We start from the raw sequence: 23,949 nt of genomic DNA, 5'->3' as shown, positions 1-23,949 counted from the left end.
CTTTCAATCAGGCGGGTTCAGAGCGGGTGGCGGAAAAACGCAGGCGGACATAGTCGGCAGTCCAATTGCCGTCGTCGTCGGCGAGCACCGGGCGCAGCAGCGCGCGGACATCTTCGATGACCTGCGCACGCTTGGCGGGCGGGACACCGGCGGCGTCGATGGTGGCACCGCGAAACGTCTGCAGCCAGGCGCTGATGCCGGTGGTCAGCGGTGTCGGGCGGGCAATGATCGCGCAGCTATGCACCGCGAAACCACCGGCGGTCAGTGCCGCGGAGAAGGCTTCGGCGGTCGGGTAATAGTTGTCGTCAGGGGCGCGGTAGCCACGCGCGGCGAGCACGGCACGCACCGCGACGCGCACCGCGGCCAGATTGCCGAAGCCGCCGAACTCCCCGACGAAGCGCCCGCCGGGCTTGAGCGCACGGTGGACGCCGGCAATAACGGGGCGCGGATTGCCCATCCAGTGCAGCGCGGCGTTGGTGAACACCGCATCGAATTCACCGTCGAACGCCAACTGGCGGCCATCGGCGAGCCGCGCATCGAGGCCCTTCTCTCGCGCTGCGGCGATCATCGCGGCGTCCGAATCGATACCGACGACCGTCGCACCGGCCTCGACCAATCGCTGTGTCAGTACGCCGTCGCCGCAGCCAAGATCGAGGATAGCCTCGCCGCGCTTGGGCGCCAACAGGTCGAGCGCAGCCGCCCCCAGCGCCGGCACGAAGCCGCCGTGGTTTGCATAGGCGGTTGCGTCCCAGGCCATGGGCTACAGCGTCTCGATGAACGCGTCATAGGCGGCACGGTCCATCAGGCCCGACAGTTCACCGGCATCGGCAAGCGTCAGCTTGAAGAACCAGCCGTCGGTTTCGGCCGCCGTGTTGACCAGCGCTGGATCGGCTTCCAGCGCGGCATTGCCTTCGGTGACGGTGCCCGACACCGGCGCATAGACGTCCGACGCGGCCTTGACCGATTCGACCACTGCGGCGTCGCCGCCCTTGGTCAGCTTGGCGCCCGGCGCCGGCAGTTCGACGAACACGACGTCGCCGAGCTGGCCTTGCGCATAGTCGGTGATACCGACGGTGGCGGTGGCGCCATCGACCGACAGCCACTCATGGTCCTGGGTATAGTAGGTCGTCATGCTGGCCCTCCTTCGGCGCGGACATAGTTCTTGGGTTTGAACGGCATCGGAACAACTGTGGCGGCGAGGCGCTTGCCCCGCACCTCGATTTCAAGCGGCGTGCCATCGGCGGCGTGCGCCGCATCGACATAGGCCATGGCAATCGGCAAGCCGAGGCTCGGCGCGAAACCACCCGAAGTGACGGTGCCGACCTTGATGCTGCCGACAAAGACTTCGGCGCCTTCACGTGCCGGCAGCTTGCCCTCGACCGCGAGGCCGACGCGCTTGACCGGCGGACCGTTCAGCAGTTGCGCCATGACGATATCGGCGCCGGGGAAACCCAGCTCGGTCTTGCGGCGCTTCGAAATCGCGAACGCCAGCCCCGCAGTCACCGGCGTCGTGCCGGGGTCGAGGTCATGGCCATAGAGCGGCAGCCCGGCTTCCAGGCGCAGCGAATCGCGCGCACCGAGCCCGATGGGCCGGACTTCGGATTGCGCCAGCAGCGCCCGCGCCAGCGCTTCGGCGGCGGCGTTGGGGACTGAAATCTCGAAACCGTCCTCGCCGGTATAGCCCGAACGGCTGACCCAAAGTGCATGGCCCTGCCAGTCGAAGCCCGCGGCGCGCATGAAGCGCAGCGCACTGACGCCGGGCACCAGCCGCTCAAGCGCATCGACCGCCTTGGGACCTTGCAGCGCCAGCAGTGCCCAGTCGGTACGCTCGTCGACGCTCAATCCAGCGGCGCGCATGTGCGCAATGTCGGCGGCCTTCACCGCGCCGTTGACGACGAGGTACAGGTCGCCCGAACGCCGCGTCACCATCAGGTCGTCGAGAATGCCGCCCTTGGCATCGAGCAGCAGCGAATAGCGCAGCACGCCCTCGCCCAGCCCCTTGATGTCACCCGGCAGCAATGTTTCGAGCGCGGTGTCGGCCGCCAGCGGCAACAACACCTGCCCCATGTGGCTGACATCGAACAGCCCGGCGCTTTCACGCGTCCACAGGTGTTCGGCGATGATGCCCTCATACTGTATCGGCATCGCATAGCCGGCGAACGGCACCATGCGGCCACCGAGTTCGCGGTGCAGCGCATCGAGGACGAGCGGCTGAGGACTTGAATCGAAATCGGACATCGGCACACCATGACAGCTCTCGGCCGGCGGGAAATCCACCGGCCGTGCCCCCGTCTGTCACTTGGACCTGAGAGTTTTGACGCCGGTTCCCAAACTGGCGCTTACCCCATCGGTGGGAGCCTTGCGGCCCCGCTTTCCAGAATGTCGCTATCGTGCCCGCGCGGTCCATTTGCCTGAGAGATTCCGGGGGCGGTTGCTCCTTCGGCGGTGGAGCAGCGTTTTCGCCCCCCACACTCTCCCGCGCGGCCACCGGACTTGCGTCCGACGACCCTTGCGCTTTGCGTCAACCCGGCGTGCGAGTCAATCGCGCGGCGCTACTTCAACGCGTTATAAGCGAGCGACTGGTCATCGAGCTGGAAGCCGACGAGCACTTCGAAGCTGGTGGCGCGAATCGCCGCCTTGACCGTCGGATCGGCAAGCGGGTCGATCGCGGCATCTGCGTCGCCGGCCTTGCGCTTGCGGCTGATCTGCGCCTGGATATCGGGCGGCAGCGTCGCGGCGGAGCGCAGCACCTGCGCCTGCCCACCGCCGGCAGTCTGCGCGCGGATCTGGCCGGCGGCGAAGTTCACCGCAACGTTGCTGACCTGCTTGGAGACAATGACGTTGCCGCCCTGCACCATCGCGATGAAATAGGGGAAGATCACCGTGCGCGCCGGCCCGGCATCGCGGCGCTGCGCGACCACGTCGAAGTTAACCAAGGTGCCGAGCTGGTCGGGCGATTCGGTGCAGGTGCCGCGCAGATTGATGATCGTCGCCGTCACATCGATGGCGCTGGCATCGCGGCTGTTCGCCGGCGCGAACAGCGTCACGTCGCCTGTATACTGCGGGATCGCCACCGCCGGGCACAGCGAGCGCGTCACTTGCAGCGGGTTCTTATTGCAGCCGGCGAGCAACAGCAGTGGCGCCAGCAGCGCCAGCGAGACCGAAACACGCGCAGGTCGGGACTTGAACAACGAAACTTCCCTTCGGGGATCACAACTGGATTTGCGGCCCCTAGCATAGGAAGCGGGTTCCGCCTGCACAAGCAATCGCGTAAAGCGCCTGCATGCAGAATGAACCAAACACCCCGCTACCGCCGCTCAAAGTGCTCATCGCCGCACCGCGCGGCTTTTGCGCCGGCGTCGACCGCGCCATCCATATCGTCGAGCTGGCGATCGAGCGCTTCGGCGCGCCGGTCTATGTCCGCCACGAAATCGTCCACAACGCCTTCGTGGTCAACAGCCTGAAGGCCAAGGGCGCGGTGTTCGTCGAGGAGCTCGACGAAGTCCCCGACGGCGTGCCGGTGGTGTTTTCGGCGCATGGCGTCCCCAAATCGGTGCCGGCTGCCGCCGAAGCCCGCGCGCTCAACTATCTCGATGCGACTTGCCCGCTAGTGTCGAAGGTTCATCGCCAGGCCGAACGCATGGTCGAGGCTGGCCGCCACGTGCTGTTCATTGGTCACAACGGCCACCCCGAAGTCATTGGTACCTTCGGACAAGTCGGTCCCGGCGCGATGACGCTCGTCGAAACCATCGAGGATGCCCGCGCCGTGCAGGTTGCTGACCCCGGCAAGCTGGCGTTCCTGACGCAGACGACGCTGTCGGTCGACGACACCGCCGAAATCGTCGTCGAACTCCAGCGCCGCTTCCCCGGCATCATCGGGCCCAAGGGCGAGGACATCTGCTACGCGACCTCGAACCGCCAGGCGGCGGTCAAGGCGATTACCGCACGTTGCGACCTGATGCTGGTTATCGGCGCCACCAACTCGTCGAACTCGCTGCGGCTGCGCGAAGTTGCTGAGCGCGACGGTGTCGCAGCGCATCTGATTGCCCGCGCCGATGTGCTCGACTGGGCATGGTTCGACGGCGTCAAGAGCGTCGGCATCACCGCCGGCGCCTCGGCGCCCGAAGTGCTGGTGCAGGAGCTGCTGGCGCTGCTCGGCACGCGCTATGCGCTGGAGATAGAGGAAGTCGCTTCGGCGGTTGAAGACGTGGTGTTCAAGCTGCCGCGCGCACTGACGGTCTGATGGCGGTTTATACGCAGGTCAGCGCCGATGCGCTCGCCGAATTCCTGTCGCGCTACGACCTGGGCGAAGCTGTCACCTTCAAGGGCATTGCCGAGGGTGTGCAGAACTCGAACTATTTCGTCGAAACCACGCACGGCCGCTATTTCCTGACGCTCTACGAACACCGCGTCGACTTGAACGAGCTGCCCTACTTCCTCAGCCTGATGACGCACCTTGCCGACAAGGGCCTACCGGTGCCGCGGCCACTGACCGACCGCAAGGGCGTCGCGCTGCAGATGCTCGCCGGCCGCCCGGCCTGCCTGATCGAGTTCCTGCGCGGCGTGTCGGTCAACGAGCCGACGCCCGCTGAATGTCGCGCCGCCGGCGAAGCGCTCGGCGCGATGCATGTGGCGCTGGCCGATTTCAAGGGACACCGCATCAACGATCTGGCGCTGCCTGGCTGGCATGACCTTGCCGACGCCTGCGCAGCACGCGCAAACGAACTGCCTGAAGGCTTGGCCACGCAAATCGCCGATGAACTGGCATTTCTCGATGCGAATTGGCCCAAGGGGCTGGCGACCTCGGCGATCCACGCCGACCTGTTCCCCGACAATCTGATGTTCACTGCCGGCAAGGTCAGCGCACTGATCGACTTCTATTTCGCCGCGACCGACATCCGCGCCTATGACCTTGCGGTCATGCACACCGCCTGGTGCTTCAGCAGCGACGGCGCCACCTACTTTCCCGAACGTGCCGCCGCGCTGGTCGCCGGTTACCGCGCCGCCCACGTCCTGACCGACGCCGAACTGGCGGCACTGCCGGTGCTGTGCCGCGGCGCGGCGCTGCGCTTCCTGCTGACGCGCGCCTTCGACTGGATCAACACGCCCGCCGGGGCGCTGGTGACGCGCAAGGACCCGCTGGCGTTCGCCCGCCGGCTCGACTGGTATCACAGCGCCACCGCGGACACGCTGACCGGCGCATGACGCTGCCGCAGTTTCCCGACCTGCCCAAGGTGATCATCGCCACCGACGGCGCCTGCAAGGGCAACCCCGGCCCCGGCGGCTGGGGCGCGGTGCTGCGCATGGGCGACAAGGAGAAGGAACTGTCGGGGTCCGAAGCCCACACCACCAACAACCGCATGGAGCTGATGGCGGCGATCCGGGCGCTCGCCGCACTGACCAAGCCGTGCCACGTCACGCTGACCACCGACAGCGTCTATGTCCGTGACGGCATCACCAAGTGGGTCCATGGCTGGGTCCGCAAGGGCTGGCGCACCGCAGACAACAAGCCGGTCAAGAATGTCGAACTGTGGCAAGCACTGCTGGCGGAAGCCAAGCCGCACCGCATCGACTGGCGCTGGGTCAAGGGCCACAGCGGCGACCCCGACAACGAACGCTGCGACGCGTTGGCCAATGCGGCGATCGAGGCCATGCGCGCGAAGGCGCGCGGCTAGGGGGCACTGGGCAAAGGCGCGCGGCTAAGTCAGGCTTGTCGACGCTTGAAGCCTGTGACAGTCTCCGCCGCGGTAACAACCATGGGAGGAGCGACACATGAAGTTCGAAGTCTATCAGGACAAGAAGGGCGAGTGGCGCTGGCGCCTCAAGCACAACAACGGCAACATCCTCGCCACCTCGTCCGAAGGCTACAAGGCCAAGGCCGATGCACTGAAGTGCGTCGACAACGTCAAGAGCTCGAAGGACGCCCCGGTCAACATGGTCTGACCGATTGCGCTGAACGATACCCCCGTGCGGCTTCAGGCGAAGCGCCCGGGGGTATAATTTTGCGGGTCGAGCCCGAACGGCGCGGCGCGGTGCTCGATGAGCGCTGCCGCCAATGCGCCAGCGGCGGGTGCGGTCTGGATGCCAAACCCGCCCTGCCCGACGCACCAGAAGAACCCCGGCACTTGCCCGTCATAGCCATAGACCGGCAGGCGATCGGGCGCGAACGTCCGCAGGCCCGCCCAGCTGCGCTCGACATGGACGACGCGTAGCTTGCACGCCCGCTCGAACGCATCCACAGCGATGGCGATGTCGATTTCCTCGGGCGCGGCGTCGCGCGGCACATCGGCGATTTCGTCGTGCGGCGACACCCAGATGCGCCCGGCATCGGGCTTAAAATAGAAGCTGCCACCCGCATCGAGCACCACTGGCAGATCGGCCGGCGGCGGTGGATCGGTTGCCAGCACCACCATCGTCCGGCGTAGCGGCATTAGGCCAAGCGGCTTCGCACCGGCCAGCCGGGCTATCTCGTCACCCCAGGCGCCGGCCGCATTGACGATGGTCTTCGCGGTGAACTCACCTGCTGTTGTCGCAATGCGCCAGCCCGCGCCGTCGTGCGCCAGCGCGGTGACCCGCGCATCGCAGACCTGACTTGCCCCGCGCCGCCGCATCCCCGCCAGAAACCCAGCGTGCAGCCGCGCCACATCAATGTCGTAGCTATCAGGCTCAAGCATCGCGTCCGTCGCCCAGGCTTCACGCAGCAGCGGGTAACGCGCCCGCAATGTCGCAGTGTCATAACGTTCGAAGCGCAAACCGCTGCCGGCGAACTCGGCCTCCAAATCTTCGAGCGCGGTCGCCGCTTCATGTTCGCGGTCGTCGGCGCCTTCGGGCGGCGCCAGATGCAGTCCGCCGCGCGGCCCGAGCAGCGGTGCATCGCCAAAGCCCGGCGGCGGCGCATCGAAGAATGTCTTCGACGCGCTGGTCAATGGCTCGATGAAGCGCCCGCCATAGGTCGCGACCCAGAACGCTGCCGAGCGCCCCGTCGTATGATAGCCCGGCGCCGATTCGGCTTCGAGCAGCAGCACCCGCGCGCCGCTTTCAAGGAAATAGCCGAGGCTAGCACCGGCAATCCCCGCACCGATGATGGCAATATCGAATTCGGGTTTCATCAAGCCACCAGAAATGCGTCGAGCCGCGCCAGAACGGCGCTGCGGACAGGGTCGCGTTCGCGCAGCAATTCGTGCGCTGCGCCGAGTACGTGCTCGAGCTTGGCGTCGGGCATGCGCGCTTCGAGCGTGGCGATCAGCCGGTTATCAACCAGTCGTTCGTGTTCCGCCGTGAACACCAGCATCGGCGTCGCAATGCGCTCGATGACGCCGGGGGCGCCCAGCGCCGCAGTCGATTCGAACGCGTGCATCAGCCAGCGGTTGGTAACGCCGCCCAAGGCCAGCGCCGGATACTGGTCGACCCACCAGCCTTCATCGGCGAAGCGTTCGGCGTCGGTAGTCAAAATCGCCTGCCGCGAGGCCGAGCGCCGCGACTCAGCATCTCCGCCCTGCATCGGCGCAAAGCGCGGACCCAGCCCCATCCGGCACGCCGAACGCGCGATGCGTTCGAGCATTGCGGGCGCAACCTTGCCGCCGGCGATTCCGATCATCGGCGCCAGCAACGCGGCACGGCTGAACTCGCGCGGCTTGGCTTCGAGGTGGCGCAGGAACAGATGCCCGCCCATCGAATGCGCCACCGCGAACCATGGCCCCGGCTGGGTCGCGATGAAGTGATCGACCATCTCGTCAAGGTCCGACAACCAGGCATCAAAGCCGAAACAATCGCCCTTGAGCGGATCATCGCCGAGCCGTCCCGACAGCCCCTGCCCGCGCCAGTCGAACGTGGTGACGCCGAAGCCGCGAGCGCGCCAGTGCCAATAGCTTTCGGCGTACTTCTCGATAAAATCGCCGCGCCCGTTCAGAAATAGTACCGACCCGCGCCCGCCGGGTTCGCCCGGCCAGTCGATGGCGCGCAATGCCCAGCCGTCGGCCGCCGCGTGCGTGCGCACGATGCCACCGGGTGGCAGGCTGCGGCGATGGGACAGTGCGTCGGTCATGCAGCGTCGATACGGTGGCGCGCGCGACAGGTAAAGCATCGCGCAGCGAAGCCGGAGTTTCTGGTGTCGCAGGCACCGCGTTGCTACGACGCAGGCCAGCCCTATCGCAATTCCCACGGAGGCCGCATTGACCACCCCCGACCTGTTCGCGCCAATGACCTTCAGTCACGGCCCGGCAATGCCCAACCGCATGATGTTGGCGCCGCTGACCAATCTGCAGTCGAACGCCGACGGCACGCTGTCGGAGGACGAATTCCATTGGCTGACGCTGCGCGCCAAGGGCGGCTTCGGTCTGACAATGACCTGCGCCGCGCATGTCCAGGCGGTCGGCCAGGGCTTCCCCGGCCAGCTCGGCATCTTCAGCGACGCGCACATTCCCGGGCTGACGCGGCTCGCAGCGGCGATCAAGGCCGAAGGCAGCCTCGCAGTCGTCCAGCTCCATCACGCCGGGATGCGTAGCCCCAAGGACCTGATAGGAACCGCGCCGGTCTGTCCATCGGACAATGCCGAATTCGGCGCGCGCGCGCTGACGGCGGAAGAGGTCGAGACGCTGATCGCCGACTTTATCACCGCCGCCAAGCGCGCCGAAATTGCCGGCTTCGACGGTGTCGAACTCCACGGCGCACACGGCTACGTCATCTCGCAGTTCCTGAGCCCCGAAATCAACCAGCGCGGCGATCAATGGGGCGGCAGCGCCGCCAACCGCGAACGCCTGCTCGACCGCATCATCGCCGGCGTCCGCGCCACCTGTCGGCCCGACTTCAACCTCGGGCTGCGGCTGTCGCCCGAACGCTTCGGGCTTCGGCTCGCCGAAGTCCGCGACCACGCGCAGCGACTGATGCGTGCCGGCGACATCGACTATCTCGACATGTCGCTTTGGGACGTCCGCAAGGAACCCAACGAGGAGGCGTTCAAGGGCACCAGCCTGATCTCGGTGTTCACTGGCCTCGACCGCGGCAAAGTCCGGCTCGGCGTCGCGGGCAAGATCATGTCGGCGGAAATCGCACGTGACTGCCTCGCCGCCGGCGCCGACTTCGTGCTCATCGGCCGCGGCGCCATCCTGCATCACGACTGGCCCAAACTCGCCGCCGACCCGGCATTTGTCGCGGCCAAGCTGCCCGTCACCCGTGCACACCTCGTGGCCGAAGGACTGGGGCCGGTGTTCGTCGACTATATGGCGACATGGAAAGGCTTCGTCGAAGGTTGACGGCGCGATTGACCCGCCGCCCGAATTGATATCAGCTAGGGCACAATCCACTTAGGATAATCCACATGTCAGCACCCGGATCAACAGCTTGGCGTGAAGCCTTCATGACAGCAGCCAGCGTTGCGCAGACACCCGCCGCTATAGAGGCCATGGCGCGCGCGGTCCGTGGCGCAACAGCCAGTCCCGACGACCGGCTGCGGCTTGCGGCGGTGTTCGCGCATTGCGCCTTTGCCGCCCCTGAGCGCATTGCCGAGACCTGGGATGCGGCCGCGCGCGGCTGGTTCGATACGCCTGACGAGGGGCCGGCTATTGCGTTGCTGCCCTATCCCGACGCTGCACCGCCCGCAGCGCTGTGGCCCGACTTCTGGGCGCTGGTCGATGCGGCGGTCGATCCCGTCGGCGGCAGCATTGGCGCACTCGGCGTCACGGAGCGGACGGCGCAACTCGGGGCGCAATTGCCCGCGGACTTTGCCGCCCGCGCCAGTGCCGCCTGCCTCGCCTACCCCGGCGTGCCAGCTGCGGCAGCCACCGGCTTCCCCGACCGCTTCACCATGGCCGCACTGGGTGCGTGTCCGGCCGGCTCGCTGGGCCATGATTTCTACCGGCAGATTGTCGACAACGGCTTCGACCTCGAAGTGCTCGACCGCGATGCACTCGGACTTGCCAGTCTGCCGCACCCGCTCGGCTATCTCAACGCACGCATCCTGCAACTCCACGACCTGCTGCACCTGACAGGCGGCTATGAACTGACCTCGATGCACGAAATCGCCATCTCGGGGTTCCAGATGGGCCAGTTCGGCCATGGCTATTCGTCGATGTTCCTGGCGTTCGTCATGGCGACCGCCGCCGGCTCACAGACACCCGGGGGGCTCGAACTGATGCTCGATGTCGTGCTGCGCGGCTGGCGCCATGGCCGACGGACACCGCAATTGCTCGATGCACCATGGGAGCAGCTTTGGAGCTTGCCCGTCGCCGAGGTGCGCGCGCGGCTCGGCGTCGCACCTTACGACGCGCCTTACCCGGCCAATCTGCTCGAAGCCGTCGCGCAAGCCGCCTAGGCGTCGTCAGCGGGCGGTGTCGGTAACTGCCGGCCGCGCAGTTTCAGCCCCGGCACCGTCAGCGTCACCAGAAACGCCAACCCCATCAGCGCTGCGCTGACGCGGAACAGCGCCAGGATCGCCGCGGCAAAGCTGTCGCGCAGTTCCTCCTTGACGTGCGCCACTGTCGCGTCGTCGCCGCGCCCCTGCGCCGTCAGTTCGCTGCGCAACACATTATCATCCATCGCCAGCGTCTGGGCGTGGCTGATATCGACAGGTTCGGCGCTGCGGCCTTGGGCCACGACCGGCGCGATTTCGGGGACACGCACCGGCAAGTCGGCGGCAAGGCTGTTGGTAAGCAGTGCGCCGAACATCGCGACGCCGACCGTCGAACCAATCTGCCGGAAGAACTGCGCCGAGGCAGTGGCGACGCCGGTGCGTGCGGGTGCGACCGTGCTCTGGATCGCCAGCGTGTACATGCCCTGCGCCGGCCCCATGCCGAGCCCAAGCACCGCCATGAACCAGCCGAGCGTCGACAGCGGCGTATTGCGGTCGACCGTCAGCAACAGCCCGACGCCGATCAACATCAATATGCTGCCGCCGACCAAGATCGGTTTGTAAACCTTGAAGCGTGCTGACAGCCGCCCGCCGATCATGCTGGCGACCAATATGCCGCCCATCATCGGCAGCATCGCGAAGCCGCTGGTCGTCGCCGCCTCGCCCTTCACCACCTGCAGATACAGCGGGTAGAACATGACGATGCCCATGAACGCCATGTTGATCAGGAACAGCGCTGCATTTCCGCGAGCGAACACGCGGTTCGAAAACAGGTCGATCGGGATGACCGCGTCGGGGTTACCGCGTTCGGCAAAATACAGCGCCACCAGCCCGGCAACCGCGGCGGCGAACATCGCCATCAGCACCGGCGAGTCCCACGCAAAGCGATGTCCGCCCCAGCTCAGCGCCAGCAGCAGCGGCACGAAAGACGCGAGCACCAGCACGCTGCCGAGCCAGTCGATGCGCCCGCCGCGTCGTACCCCGACATGCGGCCAGTGCGTCGCCAGCACATAAAGCGCGACCGCGCCGAGCGGCAAATTGACATAGAAAACAAATCGCCAGCCGCTGACGTAATGTCCGGCGATGGTCATGCTGGCATGGTCGGTCAGCAACCCGCCGATGAGCGGCCCGAGCACGCTCGCCAGCCCGAACACCGCACCGAACAGCCCGGTGTAGCGGCCGCGTTCGGCGGGCGGCACCAGATCGGCAACGGTGGCAAACGCGCCGGTCGCCAAAGCGCCGCCGCCGATACCCTGCAACGCGCGGAAGACGATCAACTGGTTCATGCCGTCGCCGATCAGTGGCAGCGGCCCGAACTCGCCCGCCAGCCCGCACAGCGCCGAGCCGGTCAGGAACACGATGACCCCGAAAATCAGGATGGCACGACGGCCGTAAATGTCGCCGAGCTTGCCGTAGATTGGCACCACGACGGTCGAGGTCAGCAGATACGCCGTCCCGACCCAGGCGATGCGTTCGAGCCCCGACAGGTCACGGACGATGCGCGGCATGGCGGTGGCGACGATGGTCTGGTCGAGCGCCGACAGCAGCAGTACCAGCAGGGCAGCTGCAAACGCCAATATGCGGTCGCGGCGCGAAAGTTCCGATGGCGAAGCGGCAAGCATGTGCATGGGCCCTGCCCTAAACGCTTGAACGGCTGTCGGCAACGGCATGGCGCGATGCGCACTTGCCACCGGCGCCGGCATGGTGCCAAACATCGCGCAAAGTGCGCAACAATGACGAGGCCTGCGATGACCACGACCTATGATCCGAACATGGCGCTGATGATGCTTGCCGGGCTGGCCGTGGTGCTGGTCATCGTCATGCTGATCATGCGCGGCGCGTCCCGCCGCCGCATCACGACGCTGCAACGCGAAATCGGCCGCATCGAGGGCGAACGCGACATGGTCACCGCCGAGCGCAACCGGCTGCTCACTGACCTCGACATGGCGCGCGCGCAAATCCGCCCGCTGTCGGACGAAGTCGACCGGCTCAAGCGCGCCGAGGCCAAGCGGCTGTCAGCAGCGCCCGCCGCCGCGGCAATCGAAGCAGCAGCACCCGAAGTCGTCACCGAAAGCCACGACCTGTCGCAACTCAAGGGCGTCGGCGACAAGTTCGCTGCCAAGCTGCGCGACCTCGGCATCGACAGCCTGCGCCAGATCGCCGGCTGGACCGGTGCCGATGTCGCGGTGATCGACTCGCAGCTCGGGCCGTTCCAGGGCCGCATCACCCGCGACCGCCTCGTTGAGCAGGCCAAGCTGCTGCATGAGGGGCGGATTACCGAATATGAGACGCGGTTCGGGAAGTTGGGAGAATAAGAGCCTCCGGCGGGCAGGCCTGAGGCCTGCACCCATTAGTTTGGCGCTCTTCAATCGGGTGCAGGCCTCAGGCCTGCCCGCCGGAGGCCCTTCGACTACCCCCTTGCCCGCAACGCCGCCTGCGCCGCCGCGAGCCGCGCAATCGGCACGCGGTACGGCGAGCAGCTGACGTAGTCGAGCCCGACCGACTCGCAGAACGCGATGCTTGCCGGGTCGCCGCCGTGTTCGCCGCAGATGCCGAGCTTGATATCGGGGCGGGTGGCCCGGCCGCGCTTGGCGGCGATTTCGATGAGTTCACCGACGCCTTCGACGTCGATCGAGACGAACGGATCGCGCGGGTAGATGCCCTGGTCGACATAGGCGCCGAGGAAGCGGCCGGCGTCATCGCGGCTGATGCCGAGCGCGGTCTGCGTCAGGTCGTTGGTGCCGAAGCTGAAGAACTGCGCGTGCGCGGCGATTTCACCGGCGCGGAGTGCGGCGCGCGGCAGCTCGATCATCGTGCCGACGAGATAGGTCAGCCGCATACCGGTTTCCGCGAATACCGCTTCGGCGGCACCATCGACCAGCGCCTTGGTGATTTCGAGTTCGCGCGGCGTGGCGACCAGCGGGATCATGATTTCGGGCACGACGGCTGCGCCGCTGCGCTTGGCGACATCGACGGCGGCTTCGAAAATGGCGCGCGCCTGCATCGTGTAGATTTCGGGATAGGTGATGCCGAGCCGGCAGCCGCGATGGCCGAGCATCGGGTTGAATTCGTGCAGTTCGGCGGCGCGGCGGCGCAGGATATCGACGTTGATACCGGTGGCGCGCGCGACTTCGTCGAACTCGCCGTCGGCGTGCGGCAGGAATTCGTGCAGCGGCGGATCGAGCAAGCGGATGGTGACCGGCAGCCCTGCCATGATTTCGAAGATCGCCGCGAAGTCGCTGCGCTGTTCGGGCAGCAGCTTGGCGAGCGCGAGGTTTCGGCCCGCAGCGTCTTCGGCAAGGATCATCTGGCGCACCGCGGTGATGCGGCTGGCATCGAAGAACATATGCTCGGTGCGGCACAGCCCGATGCCTTCGGCGCCGAAGCTGCGCGCGGTGCGGCAGTCGTGCGGCGTTTCGGCATTGGCGCGCACCGTCATGCGGCGGTGGACATCGGCCCATTCCATCAAGCGGCCGAAATCGCCTGACAGCTCGGGTTCGATCGTGGCGACGGCGCCGACCATCACTTCGCCGCTGGCGCCGTCGATGGTGATGATGTCGCCTTCGCGGACCTCACGACCGAGGCAACGCAAGGTGCGCGTCTTCATGTCGATGGCGAGGCCGCCGGCCCCCGAAACGCACGGCCGCCCCATGCCGCGCGCCACCACGGCGGCGTGGCTGGTCATGCCGCCGCGCGCGGTCAGGATACCGCGCGCTGCGACCATGCCGTGAATGTCTTCGGGCGAGGTTTCGATGCGCACCAGAATGACGTCCTCACCCAATGCGGCGCGGCGCTCGGCGGTGTCGCTGTCGAACGCCACGACGCCGCTCGCCGCACCCGGCGACGCCGGCAGACCGCGCGTCAGCACGTCGCGCTTCGCCATCGGGTCGAGCGTCGGGTGCAGCAGCTGGTCGAGCGCCTGCGCGTCAACACGCAGCACGGCATCGTCGCTGCTGATCAGCCCTTCGTCGACCATGTCGACGGCAATCTTCAGCGCTGCCTTGGCGGTGCGCTTGCCCGACCGCGTCTGCAGCATCCACAGCTTGCCCTGCTGGACGGTGAACTCAATGTCCTGCATGTCGCGGTAATGCGCCTCGAGCCGGTCGAACACCGCCGCCAGCTCGCCGAACACCACCGGCATCGCCTCTTCCATCGATGCCGCCTTGGCGCCGGCCTTTGTGCGCGCGTCGAGCGTCAGATACTGCGGGGTGCGGATGCCGGCGACGACATCCTCGCCCTGCGCGTTGATCAGATACTCGCCGTAATAGGCGCGCGTGCCGGTCGACGGGTCGCGGGTGAACGCCACGCCAGTCGCCGAGGTTTCGCCCATGTTGCCGAACACCATCGCCTGCACGCTGACTGCGGTGCCCCAGTCGTCGGGAATGTCGTTGAGGCGGCGATAGACCTTGGCGCGTTCGCTGCGCCATGATCCGAACACCGCGCCGATCGCGCCCCACAGCTGATTATGCGGGTTCTGCGGGAACGGGTGGCCGAGTTCGGCCTCGACCTTGGCCTTGTAGCTCGCGACGAGCCCTTTCAGGTCCTCGGCGGTGAGTTCGGTATCGAGCGTGACGCCGCGGTCTTCCTTGAGAATTTCGAGCGCATCTTCGAACAGATAATGGTCGATGCCGAGCACGACGTCGGAATACATCTGGATGAAGCGGCGGTAGCTGTCCCAGGCAAAGCGCGCATCGCCCGAGGCGGCTGCCAGCCCTTCGACGGTGTCGTCGTTGAGGCCGAGGTTGAGCACCGTGTCCATCATGCCCGGCATCGAAACGCGCGCGCCCGAACGCACCGACACCAGCAGCGGTGCGGTCGATGACCCGAAACCAACGCCCCCGACGGTCTTTTCGATGTGCGCGAGGCCCGATGCGATCTGGTCGTGCAGGCTGGCAGGGAACTTCTCGCCGGCGTCATAATAGGCCGCGCACATCTCGGTCGAGATGGTGAACCCCGGCGGCACCGGCAGGCCGATCGACGCCATTTCGGCGAGGTTGGCGCCCTTGCCACCCAGCAGGTTGCGCGCCGAGCGGTCGCCTTCGGCCACACCGCCGCCGAAGCGGTAAACCCATTGCGTGGCGGTGGTGGTGGGCATGTGCGGAGACCTCGGGAGCTGTAGGAATCTGGTCAGTCTTTACGGGTGTAGCCTAGCCTTCGATCTTCGAGAAGTCAGCCACGGCTTGAACAGAGTTACGCAACTGATTGAGAAGGTTGAGTCTGTTGATACGCAGCGCCGGATCGGGGGCGTTAACGATGACCGCGTCGAAGAACGCATCGACCGGCGCCCGCAATGCGCTAAGCGCTTGCATTGCCTTGGCAAAATCTTCATCGGCGAGCGATTTTTCGACCACCGGCAATGTGGTCGCCAATGCCGCCGCGAGTGCAGATTCGGCGGGTTCGACGAGCAGCTCGGCATCGACATCACCGGTCTTGGCGCCGTCCTTGGCTTCCTCGATCCGCAGGATATTTGCCGCGCGCTTGGCCCCGGCGAGCAGGTTGGCGCCGTCGGGCGTGGCGAGAAAGGCTTGCAGCGCATGGACGCGGGCGAGCAGGCGGACGAGGTCCGCCGCACCGGTCGCATAAACTGCGTCAATGAGGTCGTGCCGCACGCCCTTCGCGCGCTGCTGCACTTTCAAGCGCTCGCCGAAGAAGGTGAGCAATTCCAAATTGTCGGGCCAGCGGTCGCTTTTGCGACCCTTGCCATGCAGTGCGGCGACGAAAACCTTCGCAAGTTCTAAGCGCAAACCATTGTCGATGATTAAGGAAATAATTCCCAACACTGCTCGGCGAAGTGCGAACGGATCTCGCGAGCCCGAAGGCATTTCATCAACGTCGAAGAACTGAACGACGGTATCCAGCTTGTCCGCCAGTGCCACCGCCACGCTCACCGGCGCGGTCGGCACATCGTCGCCCTGCCCGACCGGCTTGTAGTGGTCGCGGATCGCGTCGGCGACGGCATTGGGGAGGCCGGCGGCGCGCGCCAGATAACCGCCCGCAAGGCCCTGCACCTCGGGAAATTCGCCGACGGTGCCGGTCGTGAGGTCGGCCTTGCACAGGCGCGCTGCATGTTCGGCCTGATCGGCGTCGCAGCCGGGGATGAAAGCGGCGAGGTAGCGGGCCAGCTTGGCGACGCGTTCGACCTTGTCGGCGACGGTGCCGAGCTTTTCGTGGAAGACAATGTCCGCCAGCTTGGGCGTGAACGCTTCCAGCCCTTCGGCTTTGACCTTGGCGACATCGCCGTCCCAGAAGAATTTGGCGTCCGACAGCCGCGCGCTGAGCACGCGCGCATTGCCCGCGGCGATGGCGGCGCCGCCGTCGTTCGCCTCGATATTGGCGACCGCGATGAACACCGGTGCGAGCTTGCCGTTCGCGTCCTGCGCGGCAAAATACTTCTGGTTGGTGCGCATCGTCAGCTGGATGACTTCGGGCGGCACGTCGAGGAACGCCGGATCGAACTTGCCGAGCAGCGGCACCGGCCATTCGGTCAGACCGGCATTTTCGGTCGCCAGACCGTCGTCCTCGATCAGCGTCAGCCCGGCGTCGGTGGCGAGCTTGCGGGCGCGCGTCAGGATGATGTCGCGGCGCTCGGCGGGGTCGAGGATGACGTGCGCGTCGCGCAGTTCGGCGGCGTAGAAACGCGGGTGGGCGATCTCGATGCTGCCGTGGCTCATGAAGCGGTGGCCGCGCGTGCTGCGGCCCGAGGTGATGCCGGCGATTTCGAACGGCACGACATGGTCGCCGAGCAGCGCGATGATGCCGGTCAGCGGCCGCACCCAGCGCGGGGAACTACTGACCACCGAGGCGGGACCCCAGCGCATCGACTTGGGCCAGTCGAAATCACGGATGATCTGCGGGATCAGTTCGGCCAGCAACTCGGCGGTCGGGCGGCCTTCGCTGCGCAAGTTTGCATAGAGGAACACGCCCTTGGGGGTCTCGCGTTCTTCGAGCTGGTCGCGCGTCATGCCCGTCGAGCGCAGGAAGCCCTCGAGCGCCTGCGCGGGTGCATCAGCGCGCGGGCCGCGGCGTTCTTCGGAAACTGCGGCGCCGTGGTCAGGCAGCCCGGTGGCGATCAGCGCGAGGCGACGCGGCGTCGCGAACACCTCGATCTTGTCGGTGCTGACACGGCCCTTGAGCCCGTCGGCAAAGCGCGCCGCCAGTTGCTCGGCGGCTTTCGCCTGCATGCGCGCCGGGATTTCCTCGCAGGCGAGTTCGAGCAGGAAATCGCTCATGCCGCCCACTCCGGAAACTGTGCTTGCCAGCGCGCGCGGTGCTTTTCGATCTGTGCGGTGCACACTGCCTTGGTCAGGTCGCGGACGCGGCCGATATAGGCCTGGCGCTCGGCGACTGAAATGACGCCGCGGGCGTTAAGCAGATTGAAGAAATGGCTCGCCTTGATGGCCTGGTCATACGCCGGCAGCGGCAGTCCGGCGGCGACCAGCGCGTTGCATTCGGCGGCGGCGGCGCGGAAATGCTCAAACAGCTTTTCGGTATTGGCGTGTTCGAAGTTGAACGCGCTGAACTGCTGCTCCTGCGCAAGGAACACGTCGCCGTAGGTGACGCCCTCGTCATTATAGGCGAGGTCGTAGATGCTGTCCTTGCCCTGCACATACATGGCGAGGCGTTCGAGCCCGTAGGTGATTTCGCCCGCTACCGGCAGGCAGTCATAGCCGCCGACCTGCTGGAAATAGGTGAACTGCGTCACCTCCATGCCGTCGCACCAGACTTCCCAGCCAAGGCCCCAGGCACCGAGCGTCGGGCTTTCCCAGTCATCTTCGACAAAGCGGATGTCGTGCTTCTTGGTGTCGATACCGAGTGCTTCAAGCGACCCGAGATACAGGTCGATGATGTCGGCGGGCGACGGCTTCAGGATGACCTGGAACTGGTAATAATGCTGGAGGCGGTTGGGGTTTTCGCCGTAGCGGCCATCCGACGGGCGGCGTGAGGGCTGTACATAGGCGGCCTTCCACGGTTCCGGTCCGAGCGCGCGCAGCACGGTGGCGGGGTGAAAGGTGCCGGCGCCGACTTCGACATCATAGGGCTGCAGCACGACGCAGCCCTGCGCCGCCCAGTAATTCTGCAGCGTCAGGATCAGGCCCTGGAAGGATGACGAATTGGCCACGCAATTTCCCTGTTCGCAGGTGCAAAAACAACGAGTGCGCGTTTAGCGGTGCGGCAGGCCAAGGGTCAAGGCAAACACCGGCCCCAAGTCTTCAATCGGGTGCAGGGGTGACCCCTGCCCGCCGGAGGCCCTTTAGGTGCGCTTGGCCTTCTTGACCGCCTTGGCGGTCGACTTCGCAGCCTTGCGCGCCGCGTAGCGCGCGTCACGCTCGGCCTTTTTGGCGGCGAGTTCTTCTTCCTCGCTGAGGATGATGCGGTTCAGCGCTTCGAGCTTGGCAGCTTCCTTGGCGGCACGCGCGTCGGCCGCAGCCTGGCGCTGGGCTTCGCGCTTGGCGGCGAAGGCCGCGAGCTTGGCGAGGCGCTTTTCCTCGGCAGCGGCAGCACGCGCGTCGCGTGCGGCGAGTTCTTCGGGCGTGGGTTCGGCGGCAGTCTTGAACTTTTCGAGTGCGGCAGCACGGGCCTTGGCTGCAACGGCAGCGCGGTCTTTATGATCGGGAAGTTTGAAGCCCATGAGTCTCGCTTTGATGTGTGGATGCGGCGCTCCATAGCCGCTCGCTCACGCCGCGGCAACCACTGACGCTGCGGCGGTGATGGTGACGGGCACACCCGTCAGCGCCGCATTGCCCGAAACCGGGTCGATCAGCAGCGGATCCGACAGGTCATTGTAGCTGACACCGGGGCGTTCGGCGGCGACGCGCAGCTGGATGCCAGGGCGATTATGGCCGTAGCCGTGCGGCAACGACACTGTGCCGGGCATGACGTCGTCGCTGACCTCGCATGCCACCTGCACCTTGCCGACGCGCGATTCGATATCGACGAGTTGACCGGATTCGAGGCCGCGCGCTGCCGCATCGGCGGGGTTGATCATCAGCACGCAGCGCGCCGGGCCCTTGGCGAGGCGGCGGCTGTTGGCCATCCAGCTGTTGTTCGAGCGCACGTTGCGGCGGCCAAACAGCAGCAACGTATCGCCGCCGATCGGGGGCAGCGCCGCGAGCCAGTCGGCAAAGCGGTCGAGGTCGGCGAGCAGCAGCGCCGGCGCGGCGTCGATTTTCTTGTCGGGGGTCGCCAGCTTGGTGTCGCCGGTCGGCTGCAGCGGCCCGAGGTCGATGCCGTGCGGATGCTTTTCGATGTCGGCAAGGCTGAGCCCGCGCGGGCTCCGCTGCAGCAGCCGGTCGAGCGCCTCGCGCGGGTGCATGATGTTGGGCGCCGGCTCACCGCGGGCCTGGCTGATGGCGCGCGCCATTTCGGCCAGGATTTCCCAGTCGGACTTGGTGCCGGGCGTCTGGTCGAACACTGCGGGCGAGTAGGCCGCGAAGTTACGCACCATGATTGGCGCGAGGAAGGTCGGGTAATGGTCCTTTTCGAGCGGGCCGCACGGCGGCAGGATATAGTGCGCATGGCGGCTGGTGGCGGTGACATACATGTCGACCGAAACCATCAGCTTAAGGCGTTCGAGCGCGCGATCGAGGTTGGTGCCGTCGGGCGTCGACAGCACCGGATTGCCGGCGACGACGAACAGCATGTCGATTTGCCCCGCGCCAGGGGTGAGGATTTCCTCGGCGAGCGCCACCACCGGGAACTCAGACAGCACTTCGGGATGGCCCGACACGCGCGAATGGAACCGGCCATAGCTGCCGGCGCCGGCGGTGGCGACGATATCGGCGGCGGGCTGGTTGAACATGACGCCGCCGACGCGGTCGAAATTGCCGCTGGCGATATTGAGCAACTGGATCAGCCAGTGGTTGAGGCTGCCGAAGCTGGTGACCGACACGCCCATGCGGCCATAGACCGCGGCGGGTTCGCCGCCACCCAACCGCGCGGCGATGTCGCGGATGGTGGCCTCGTCGATGCCGCAGGCAGCAGCGCAGGTTGCGATATCGAAGCGGCGCAGCGCCGCCCAGGCGGTATCCCAGCGCGCATCGAGCAACGCGGCGGCGGCGCGCGGGTTAACGAGCCCGGCCTCGTCGAGCGCCAGCAGCAGGCCGATAAGCAGCGCTGAATCGCTGCCGGGGCGGATGAAGTGGTGCTCGTCGGCGATCCTAGCGGTTTCGGTGCGGCGCGGATCGACGACAATCAGCTTGCCGCCGCGTGCCTGCAGCGCCTCGATGCGCTTCTTGACGTCGGGCGCAGTCCAGACGCTGCCGTTCGACGCCAGCGGATTGGCGCCGAGCATCAGCATCGTCTGTGTGTTGTCGATGTCGGCGACGGGGAACAGCCCGTTGTGGCCGTACATCCACATCTGGACGAGCTGGTGCGGGATCTGGTCGACGGTCGAGGCGGAAAAATTGGTGCGGGCGCCGACGGCGCGCTTCAAATGCCCGATCATGCCGCCGACCGAATAATTATGCGCAGTCGGGTTGCCGACATAGACGCTGGCAGCCCCGCCCTCGCCCAGCACCGCTGCTGCCTTGGCGGCGATTTCGGCGAACGCGGTTTCCCAGCTGATTTCCTGCCATTGGTCGCCCCCACTGGCATTGGAGACACGCTTGACGGGCGCGCGCAGCCGGTCAGGGTCGTCCTGCAGGTCGGTGATCGCGGTCGCCTTGGGGCAGATGTGACCGCGGCTCAATGCATTGTCGGGGTCGCCCTTGATGCTCAGCACGGTGCGGCCCTCGGTGGTGATGAGCAGGCCGCAATTGGCTTCGCACAAATGGCAAGTGCGGATGTGCGTGGTCGGCATGGCGTAGAACTCCCCGGACTTTTGCGGGCAGGTTAAGCGCGCGCGGCGTTGATGGGAAGAGCGTGTGCAATCCGCCGCGCCCGCGCTATGGAAAGCCATGCGCCGGATCCTTTTCATTGCCCTATTCATCATCGTCGCGGTCATCATCGCGATGTCGTTCCACCAGCCGCCGATGCGGTTGATGCCGACGCCCAAGCTGTTCCTCGATGGCGGCCCTAACGCCTTCACCGCGAACCCCGCGCTGGCGCGCAGCAACACCATTGAACTGTTCTACGCCACCAACCGTTTGCCCGTCGGGCCGCGCACCAACCGTCTGTATGCAGTGGTACCGGGGCGTGACCTGCAGCTCGGCGTGTCACAGATCCGCATCGGCGGCGAGCAGACGACGTGGGAGCAGATCTACGCGTTGTCGACCGGCGCCGGCGATGACCGGCGCCCGCAGCTGAACCTTGAAACAATGGCGGAACTCGCGACGCTGGCGGAGGGCGAGCCGCTGTCGCCAGGTGCGCGCGCGTGGCTCGGGTTGGTCAACGCCGCGCTCGAGCGTTCGGCCGACAAGGACATCATCATCTATGTCCACGGCGCCAATGCCACCGTCGAACGCGCCGCCGGCCAAGCCGCGCAGCTGCGCCACTTCACCGGGCAGAATTCGGTTGTGCTGCTGTTCGCCTGGCCGACGGCGGAAAATTTCCTGCGTTATCCGCGCGATGTCCAGACGGCGTTCGGTGCCGCACCGCAGCTGGCGAAGCTGATCGAGCTGCTGGCGGTGCACACGAAGGCACGAAAGATCGACGTGCTGACTTATAGCGCCGGCGGCATGGTCGGCAGCGACGGGCTGGCGCTGGTCGGCCGCAAGTCGCGCGTCGCCGGTGCCGTCAACCCGCGGCTCGGCGAGGTCTATCACGCCGCGCCCGATGCCGACACGCGCGGCTTTGTCGACGACTTGCGCGACTATGCCGGTGTGGCGACGCGCGTCACCGTGGCGGCCAACCTCAATGACTCTGCGCTGCGGTTGTCGCAGCTGATCAATCGCGCCTCGCGCGCCGGGCGCCCCGATTTCGCCGAACTCAGCCCCAATGCCACACGCTTTCTGCTGGAGGCCAACCGCCGCCAAGGCCTTGACCTGATCGACGTCCGCCCCGAGACGATGAGCGGCATTTCGGCGCGCGCGCACACCTTCTGGTATGACGACCCCTGGGCGAGCAGCGATGTGCTGCTGACGCTGCTGCTGGGCCTGCCGCCGGCCGAGCGCGGTCTGGCGCCGGGTGCAGCGCCGTCGGGGGCGCAATACTGGAGCTTCCCGGCCGACTACCCTGACCGGCTGGCGGCGGTGCTGGCGGCTCAGCGGTCGAACGCGCCCGTCGTCAAATAGGCCAGAGTCTGCGCGATGACGCGGGGGTCACGCACCATGAAGGTGTGTGCGACGGGCAGCACGATATGGTCGGACATGCCCGCGACATGCGTGGCGGCGACCGCGACCTTGCCGTCGCCGGCATCGGGGATGAAGGCGCGCGTCAGCGCCGGCAGCAGCATGCGGTCGCCGGCGATGATGCCAAGGTCGTAATTGACCGCGCCCAGCGCGGCCTCGGCCGCGCGCGTCCGCCGCGTCCGCAGAAAATCACCGACCGGCCCGAGCACGATGTTGCCCAGCCCGTAGCGGTGCAGCGCATCAGCGAGCGGGCTGCCGGCGTTGGGCGGCGCCAGCATGACAACCCGCCCGAGCTGCTGCGGCCGGTGCCGCGCCAGCCACGCCCGCGCCACCAGCCCGCCGAGTGAATGCGTCACGACATGCAGCGGTCCATCGTGCGTGTCTGCAAACGCCGTAACGCGCGGGCGCAAATAGTCGATGATTTCGGGCATCGTGCGCCGCAGCCCGTACGACGGCGTCAACGTCGTGAACCCCGCCGCCTGCAGCGCCGACGCCAGTGGTCGCATCGACAGGCCGGTACGGCCATGACCATGGAGCAGGATAACGCCCCCGGGCAAAGAGTCTGGGCCAGGCGCGGCGGTTGGTTCGGGCAAGGCAGCGATTCCGGGACTGCAGGCAATGGCGCTTGATGCGATATTGTGCGGCGCGCGGCAATGCCCGGCGCGCTTGTCAGCGTGTCACGCCATGCTAGGAAAAGACAAACATCGCAAACTGGGGAGCAATCGATGGACAAGCTGCGCGCCGCCGCGCTGGCAATCGCCTTGACCGCATGGGGCGCGGTCGGTCTGCAGTCGGCATTGTCGACGTTGGCGCCGATGACCGGCAACGGCGGGCTGCCGGGCCTGATCGGGCTGTTTGGCTATTTCACCATCTGGTCTAACCTGCTGGTCGCGCTGGTGATGACCGCGATTGCGCGCCACGGTCTCGATGCCGGCTGGTTGTCACGGCGCGGCACGGTCGCAGCACTCAGCGTCTACATCATCATCGTCGGCGCGGTGTACAATCTCGTCCTCGCGTCGCAATGGCACCCGGTCGGGCTGCACAAGCTTGCCGACACGTTGCTGCATACTGTGACGCCGCTGGCGGTGCCGTTGTTCTGGCTGGCGCTGGTGCCGCACGGTGGCTTGCGCGCCGGACAGGCGCTGGCGTGGCTGGGGTTCCCCGCCGGCTATCTCGGCTTCGCGATGGTTCGCGGCGCGCTCACCGACAAGTACGCCTATCCTTTTCTTGACCTGACCAAGCTCGACGGGGCAACGGTAACGCGCAACATCGTGCTGCTGTTCGCGTTGTTCGTGGTGCTGGCGCTCGCCGTCATCGCGCTCGACCGCGTGCTGGGGCGCCTGTCACGACAAACAAGAATCCAACCCGGGGAGTAAA

At 66.5% G+C, this 23,949-nt stretch carries 22 protein-coding genes and 2 riboswitches; of the genes, 9 read left to right on the top strand and 13 right to left on the bottom strand.

The features are described 5' to 3' along the window. Positions 1-7: 7 nt before the first annotated feature. The 4 genes from EUV02_RS03075 to EUV02_RS03060 form a co-directional block, all read right to left on the bottom strand. Entirely contained in the window at positions 8-757 is a 750-nt protein-coding gene (locus EUV02_RS03075) for a class I SAM-dependent methyltransferase (RefSeq protein ID WP_135244740.1), read from the bottom strand. Between the two features lie 3 nt (positions 758-760). Next, positions 761-1,132 (bottom strand): glycine cleavage system protein GcvH, encoded by a 372-nt coding sequence (gene gcvH, locus EUV02_RS03070; protein ID WP_135244739.1) that lies wholly within the window; start codon positions 1,130-1,132, stop codon positions 761-763. After that, positions 1,129-2,238 (bottom strand): glycine cleavage system aminomethyltransferase GcvT, encoded by a 1,110-nt coding sequence (gene gcvT, locus EUV02_RS03065; protein ID WP_135244738.1) that lies wholly within the window; start codon positions 2,236-2,238, stop codon positions 1,129-1,131. The genes gcvH and gcvT overlap by 4 nt, the downstream gene beginning before the upstream one ends. A 44-nt stretch (positions 2,239-2,282) precedes the next feature. Beyond that, positions 2,283-2,388, bottom strand: a riboswitch (glycine riboswitch). Between the two features lies 1 nt (position 2,389). After that, positions 2,390-2,489, bottom strand: a riboswitch (glycine riboswitch). Positions 2,490-2,552: 63 nt separating this feature from the next. Then, on the bottom strand, positions 2,553-3,191 hold the full coding sequence (locus EUV02_RS03060) for a hypothetical protein (RefSeq protein WP_243445741.1): 639 nt from the start codon (positions 3,189-3,191) through the stop codon (positions 2,553-2,555). A gap of 92 nt (positions 3,192-3,283) precedes the next feature. On the opposite strand from EUV02_RS03060, the gene ispH reads away from it, so the two are divergent. The 4 genes from ispH to EUV02_RS03040 all read left to right on the top strand — a co-directional run bounded on the left by ispH (position 3,284) and on the right by EUV02_RS03040 (position 5,943). Beyond that, entirely contained in the window at positions 3,284-4,243 is a 960-nt protein-coding gene (gene ispH, locus EUV02_RS03055) for a 4-hydroxy-3-methylbut-2-enyl diphosphate reductase (protein ID WP_135244737.1), read from the top strand. Beyond that, entirely contained in the window at positions 4,243-5,205 is a 963-nt protein-coding gene (gene thrB, locus EUV02_RS03050; RefSeq protein ID WP_135244736.1) for a homoserine kinase, read from the top strand. Before ispH ends, thrB begins: the two co-directional genes overlap by 1 nt. Next, the gene (gene rnhA / locus EUV02_RS03045; protein WP_135244735.1) at positions 5,202-5,675 is read left to right on the top strand and encodes a ribonuclease HI; all 474 of its coding nucleotides are present in this window, start codon (positions 5,202-5,204) and stop codon (positions 5,673-5,675) included. The genes thrB and rnhA overlap by 4 nt, the downstream gene beginning before the upstream one ends. 97 nt (positions 5,676-5,772) lie before the next feature. After that, the gene (locus tag EUV02_RS03040) at positions 5,773-5,943 is read left to right on the top strand and encodes a YegP family protein (protein WP_135244734.1); all 171 of its coding nucleotides are present in this window, start codon (positions 5,773-5,775) and stop codon (positions 5,941-5,943) included. Positions 5,944-5,975: 32 nt separating this feature from the next. On the opposite strand, the gene EUV02_RS03035 is transcribed toward EUV02_RS03040, so the two are convergent. Together EUV02_RS03035 and EUV02_RS03030 are read right to left on the bottom strand one after the other, a co-directional pair. Next, positions 5,976-7,109 (bottom strand): NAD(P)/FAD-dependent oxidoreductase, encoded by a 1,134-nt coding sequence (locus tag EUV02_RS03035; RefSeq protein ID WP_135244733.1) that lies wholly within the window; start codon positions 7,107-7,109, stop codon positions 5,976-5,978. Next, complete coding sequence (locus EUV02_RS03030; protein ID WP_135244732.1) at positions 7,109-8,044, bottom strand: alpha/beta fold hydrolase; 936 nt, start codon at positions 8,042-8,044, stop codon at positions 7,109-7,111. Before EUV02_RS03030 ends, EUV02_RS03035 begins: the two co-directional genes overlap by 1 nt. A 127-nt stretch (positions 8,045-8,171) precedes the next feature. Here EUV02_RS03030 and EUV02_RS03025 point away from each other — a divergent pair, with 127 nt between their 5' ends. Continuing rightward, complete coding sequence (locus EUV02_RS03025) at positions 8,172-9,251, top strand: NADH:flavin oxidoreductase (RefSeq protein WP_243445740.1); 1,080 nt, start codon at positions 8,172-8,174, stop codon at positions 9,249-9,251. A 104-nt stretch (positions 9,252-9,355) separates the two neighbouring features. Continuing rightward, positions 9,356-10,309, top strand: a complete 954-nt coding sequence (locus EUV02_RS03020) for a Coq4 family protein (RefSeq protein ID WP_166430473.1) — start codon at positions 9,356-9,358, stop codon at positions 10,307-10,309. Here the strand turns inward: EUV02_RS03020 and EUV02_RS03015 are convergent. Further along, positions 10,306-11,973, bottom strand: a complete 1,668-nt coding sequence (locus EUV02_RS03015; protein ID WP_207790096.1) for an MDR family MFS transporter — start codon at positions 11,971-11,973, stop codon at positions 10,306-10,308. The two genes, EUV02_RS03020 and EUV02_RS03015, sit on opposite strands and share 4 nt — an antisense overlap. A gap of 120 nt (positions 11,974-12,093) precedes the next feature. On the opposite strand from EUV02_RS03015, the gene EUV02_RS03010 reads away from it, so the two are divergent. Continuing rightward, positions 12,094-12,660 carry a hypothetical protein gene (locus EUV02_RS03010; protein WP_135244730.1) on the top strand — a complete coding sequence of 189 codons (567 nt, stop codon included), beginning with the start codon at positions 12,094-12,096 and terminating at the stop codon, positions 12,658-12,660. A gap of 95 nt (positions 12,661-12,755) precedes the next feature. Here the strand turns inward: EUV02_RS03010 and ppdK are convergent, their stop codons facing one another. From ppdK to EUV02_RS02985, 5 genes are all read right to left on the bottom strand, one after another. After that, the gene (gene ppdK / locus EUV02_RS03005) at positions 12,756-15,440 is read right to left on the bottom strand and encodes a pyruvate, phosphate dikinase (protein ID WP_135244729.1); all 2,685 of its coding nucleotides are present in this window, start codon (positions 15,438-15,440) and stop codon (positions 12,756-12,758) included. Positions 15,441-15,492: 52 nt separating this feature from the next. Beyond that, positions 15,493-17,574 (bottom strand): glycine--tRNA ligase subunit beta, encoded by a 2,082-nt coding sequence (gene glyS, locus EUV02_RS03000; protein WP_135244728.1) that lies wholly within the window; start codon positions 17,572-17,574, stop codon positions 15,493-15,495. Beyond that, positions 17,571-18,464: a glycine--tRNA ligase subunit alpha gene (locus EUV02_RS02995; RefSeq protein WP_135244727.1), complete on the bottom strand. Its 894-nt coding sequence runs from the start codon at positions 18,462-18,464 to the stop codon at positions 17,571-17,573. Before EUV02_RS02995 ends, glyS begins: the two co-directional genes overlap by 4 nt. Positions 18,465-18,596: 132 nt before the next feature. Further along, a complete protein-coding gene (locus tag EUV02_RS02990; RefSeq protein WP_135244726.1) occupies positions 18,597-18,974 on the bottom strand; it encodes a DUF6481 family protein in 378 nt (125 codons plus the stop codon). A 45-nt stretch (positions 18,975-19,019) separates the two neighbouring features. After that, positions 19,020-21,143 carry a molybdopterin-dependent oxidoreductase gene (locus EUV02_RS02985; RefSeq protein ID WP_135244725.1) on the bottom strand — a complete coding sequence of 708 codons (2,124 nt, stop codon included), beginning with the start codon at positions 21,141-21,143 and terminating at the stop codon, positions 19,020-19,022. A gap of 97 nt (positions 21,144-21,240) precedes the next feature. On the opposite strand from EUV02_RS02985, the gene EUV02_RS02980 reads away from it, so the two are divergent. Beyond that, positions 21,241-22,515 carry an alpha/beta hydrolase gene (locus tag EUV02_RS02980; RefSeq protein ID WP_135244724.1) on the top strand — a complete coding sequence of 425 codons (1,275 nt, stop codon included), beginning with the start codon at positions 21,241-21,243 and terminating at the stop codon, positions 22,513-22,515. Here EUV02_RS02980 and EUV02_RS02975 read toward each other — a convergent pair. Continuing rightward, a complete protein-coding gene (locus EUV02_RS02975) occupies positions 22,485-23,129 on the bottom strand; it encodes an alpha/beta fold hydrolase (RefSeq protein ID WP_135244723.1) in 645 nt (214 codons plus the stop codon). The two genes, EUV02_RS02980 and EUV02_RS02975, sit on opposite strands and share 31 nt — an antisense overlap. A 168-nt stretch (positions 23,130-23,297) precedes the next feature. Here EUV02_RS02975 and EUV02_RS02970 point away from each other — a divergent pair, with 168 nt between their 5' ends. Then, entirely contained in the window at positions 23,298-23,948 is a 651-nt protein-coding gene (locus EUV02_RS02970; protein WP_135244722.1) for a Pr6Pr family membrane protein, read from the top strand. Position 23,949: the final 1 nt, after the last annotated feature.

It is taken from the genome of Glacieibacterium arshaanense (assembly GCF_004681125.1).
Classification (GTDB): Bacteria; Pseudomonadota; Alphaproteobacteria; order Sphingomonadales; family Sphingomonadaceae; genus Polymorphobacter_A; species Polymorphobacter_A arshaanense.
Note: the sequence above shows the minus strand (reverse complement) of the source record. Positions and strands in the feature narration are given on the sequence as shown.

Excerpts from the sequence above, each read along its gene's own strand:
- EUV02_RS03075 (WP_135244740.1), bottom strand. The coding sequence starts at position 757 with ATGGCCTGGGACGCAACCGCCTATGCAAACCACGGCGGCTTCGTGCCG.
- gcvH (WP_135244739.1), bottom strand. The coding sequence starts at position 1,132 with ATGACGACCTACTATACCCAGGACCATGAGTGGCTGTCGGTCGATGGC.
- gcvT (WP_135244738.1), bottom strand. The coding sequence starts at position 2,238 with ATGTCCGATTTCGATTCAAGTCCTCAGCCGCTCGTCCTCGATGCGCTG.
- ispH (WP_135244737.1), top strand. The coding sequence starts at position 3,284 with ATGCAGAATGAACCAAACACCCCGCTACCGCCGCTCAAAGTGCTCATC.
- thrB (WP_135244736.1), top strand. The coding sequence starts at position 4,243 with ATGGCGGTTTATACGCAGGTCAGCGCCGATGCGCTCGCCGAATTCCTG.
- rnhA (WP_135244735.1), top strand. The coding sequence starts at position 5,202 with ATGACGCTGCCGCAGTTTCCCGACCTGCCCAAGGTGATCATCGCCACC.
- EUV02_RS03040 (WP_135244734.1), top strand. The coding sequence starts at position 5,773 with ATGAAGTTCGAAGTCTATCAGGACAAGAAGGGCGAGTGGCGCTGGCGC.
- EUV02_RS03035 (WP_135244733.1), bottom strand. The coding sequence starts at position 7,109 with ATGAAACCCGAATTCGATATTGCCATCATCGGTGCGGGGATTGCCGGT.
- EUV02_RS03030 (WP_135244732.1), bottom strand. The coding sequence starts at position 8,044 with ATGACCGACGCACTGTCCCATCGCCGCAGCCTGCCACCCGGTGGCATC.
- EUV02_RS03020 (WP_166430473.1), top strand. The coding sequence starts at position 9,356 with ATGACAGCAGCCAGCGTTGCGCAGACACCCGCCGCTATAGAGGCCATG.
- EUV02_RS03015 (WP_207790096.1), bottom strand. The coding sequence starts at position 11,973 with ATGCACATGCTTGCCGCTTCGCCATCGGAACTTTCGCGCCGCGACCGC.
- EUV02_RS03010 (WP_135244730.1), top strand. The coding sequence starts at position 12,094 with ATGACCACGACCTATGATCCGAACATGGCGCTGATGATGCTTGCCGGG.
- ppdK (WP_135244729.1), bottom strand. The coding sequence starts at position 15,440 with ATGCCCACCACCACCGCCACGCAATGGGTTTACCGCTTCGGCGGCGGT.
- glyS (WP_135244728.1), bottom strand. The coding sequence starts at position 17,574 with ATGAGCGATTTCCTGCTCGAACTCGCCTGCGAGGAAATCCCGGCGCGC.
- EUV02_RS02990 (WP_135244726.1), bottom strand. The coding sequence starts at position 18,974 with ATGGGCTTCAAACTTCCCGATCATAAAGACCGCGCTGCCGTTGCAGCC.
- EUV02_RS02985 (WP_135244725.1), bottom strand. The coding sequence starts at position 21,143 with ATGCCGACCACGCACATCCGCACTTGCCATTTGTGCGAAGCCAATTGC.
- EUV02_RS02980 (WP_135244724.1), top strand. The coding sequence starts at position 21,241 with ATGCGCCGGATCCTTTTCATTGCCCTATTCATCATCGTCGCGGTCATC.
- EUV02_RS02970 (WP_135244722.1), top strand. The coding sequence starts at position 23,298 with ATGGACAAGCTGCGCGCCGCCGCGCTGGCAATCGCCTTGACCGCATGG.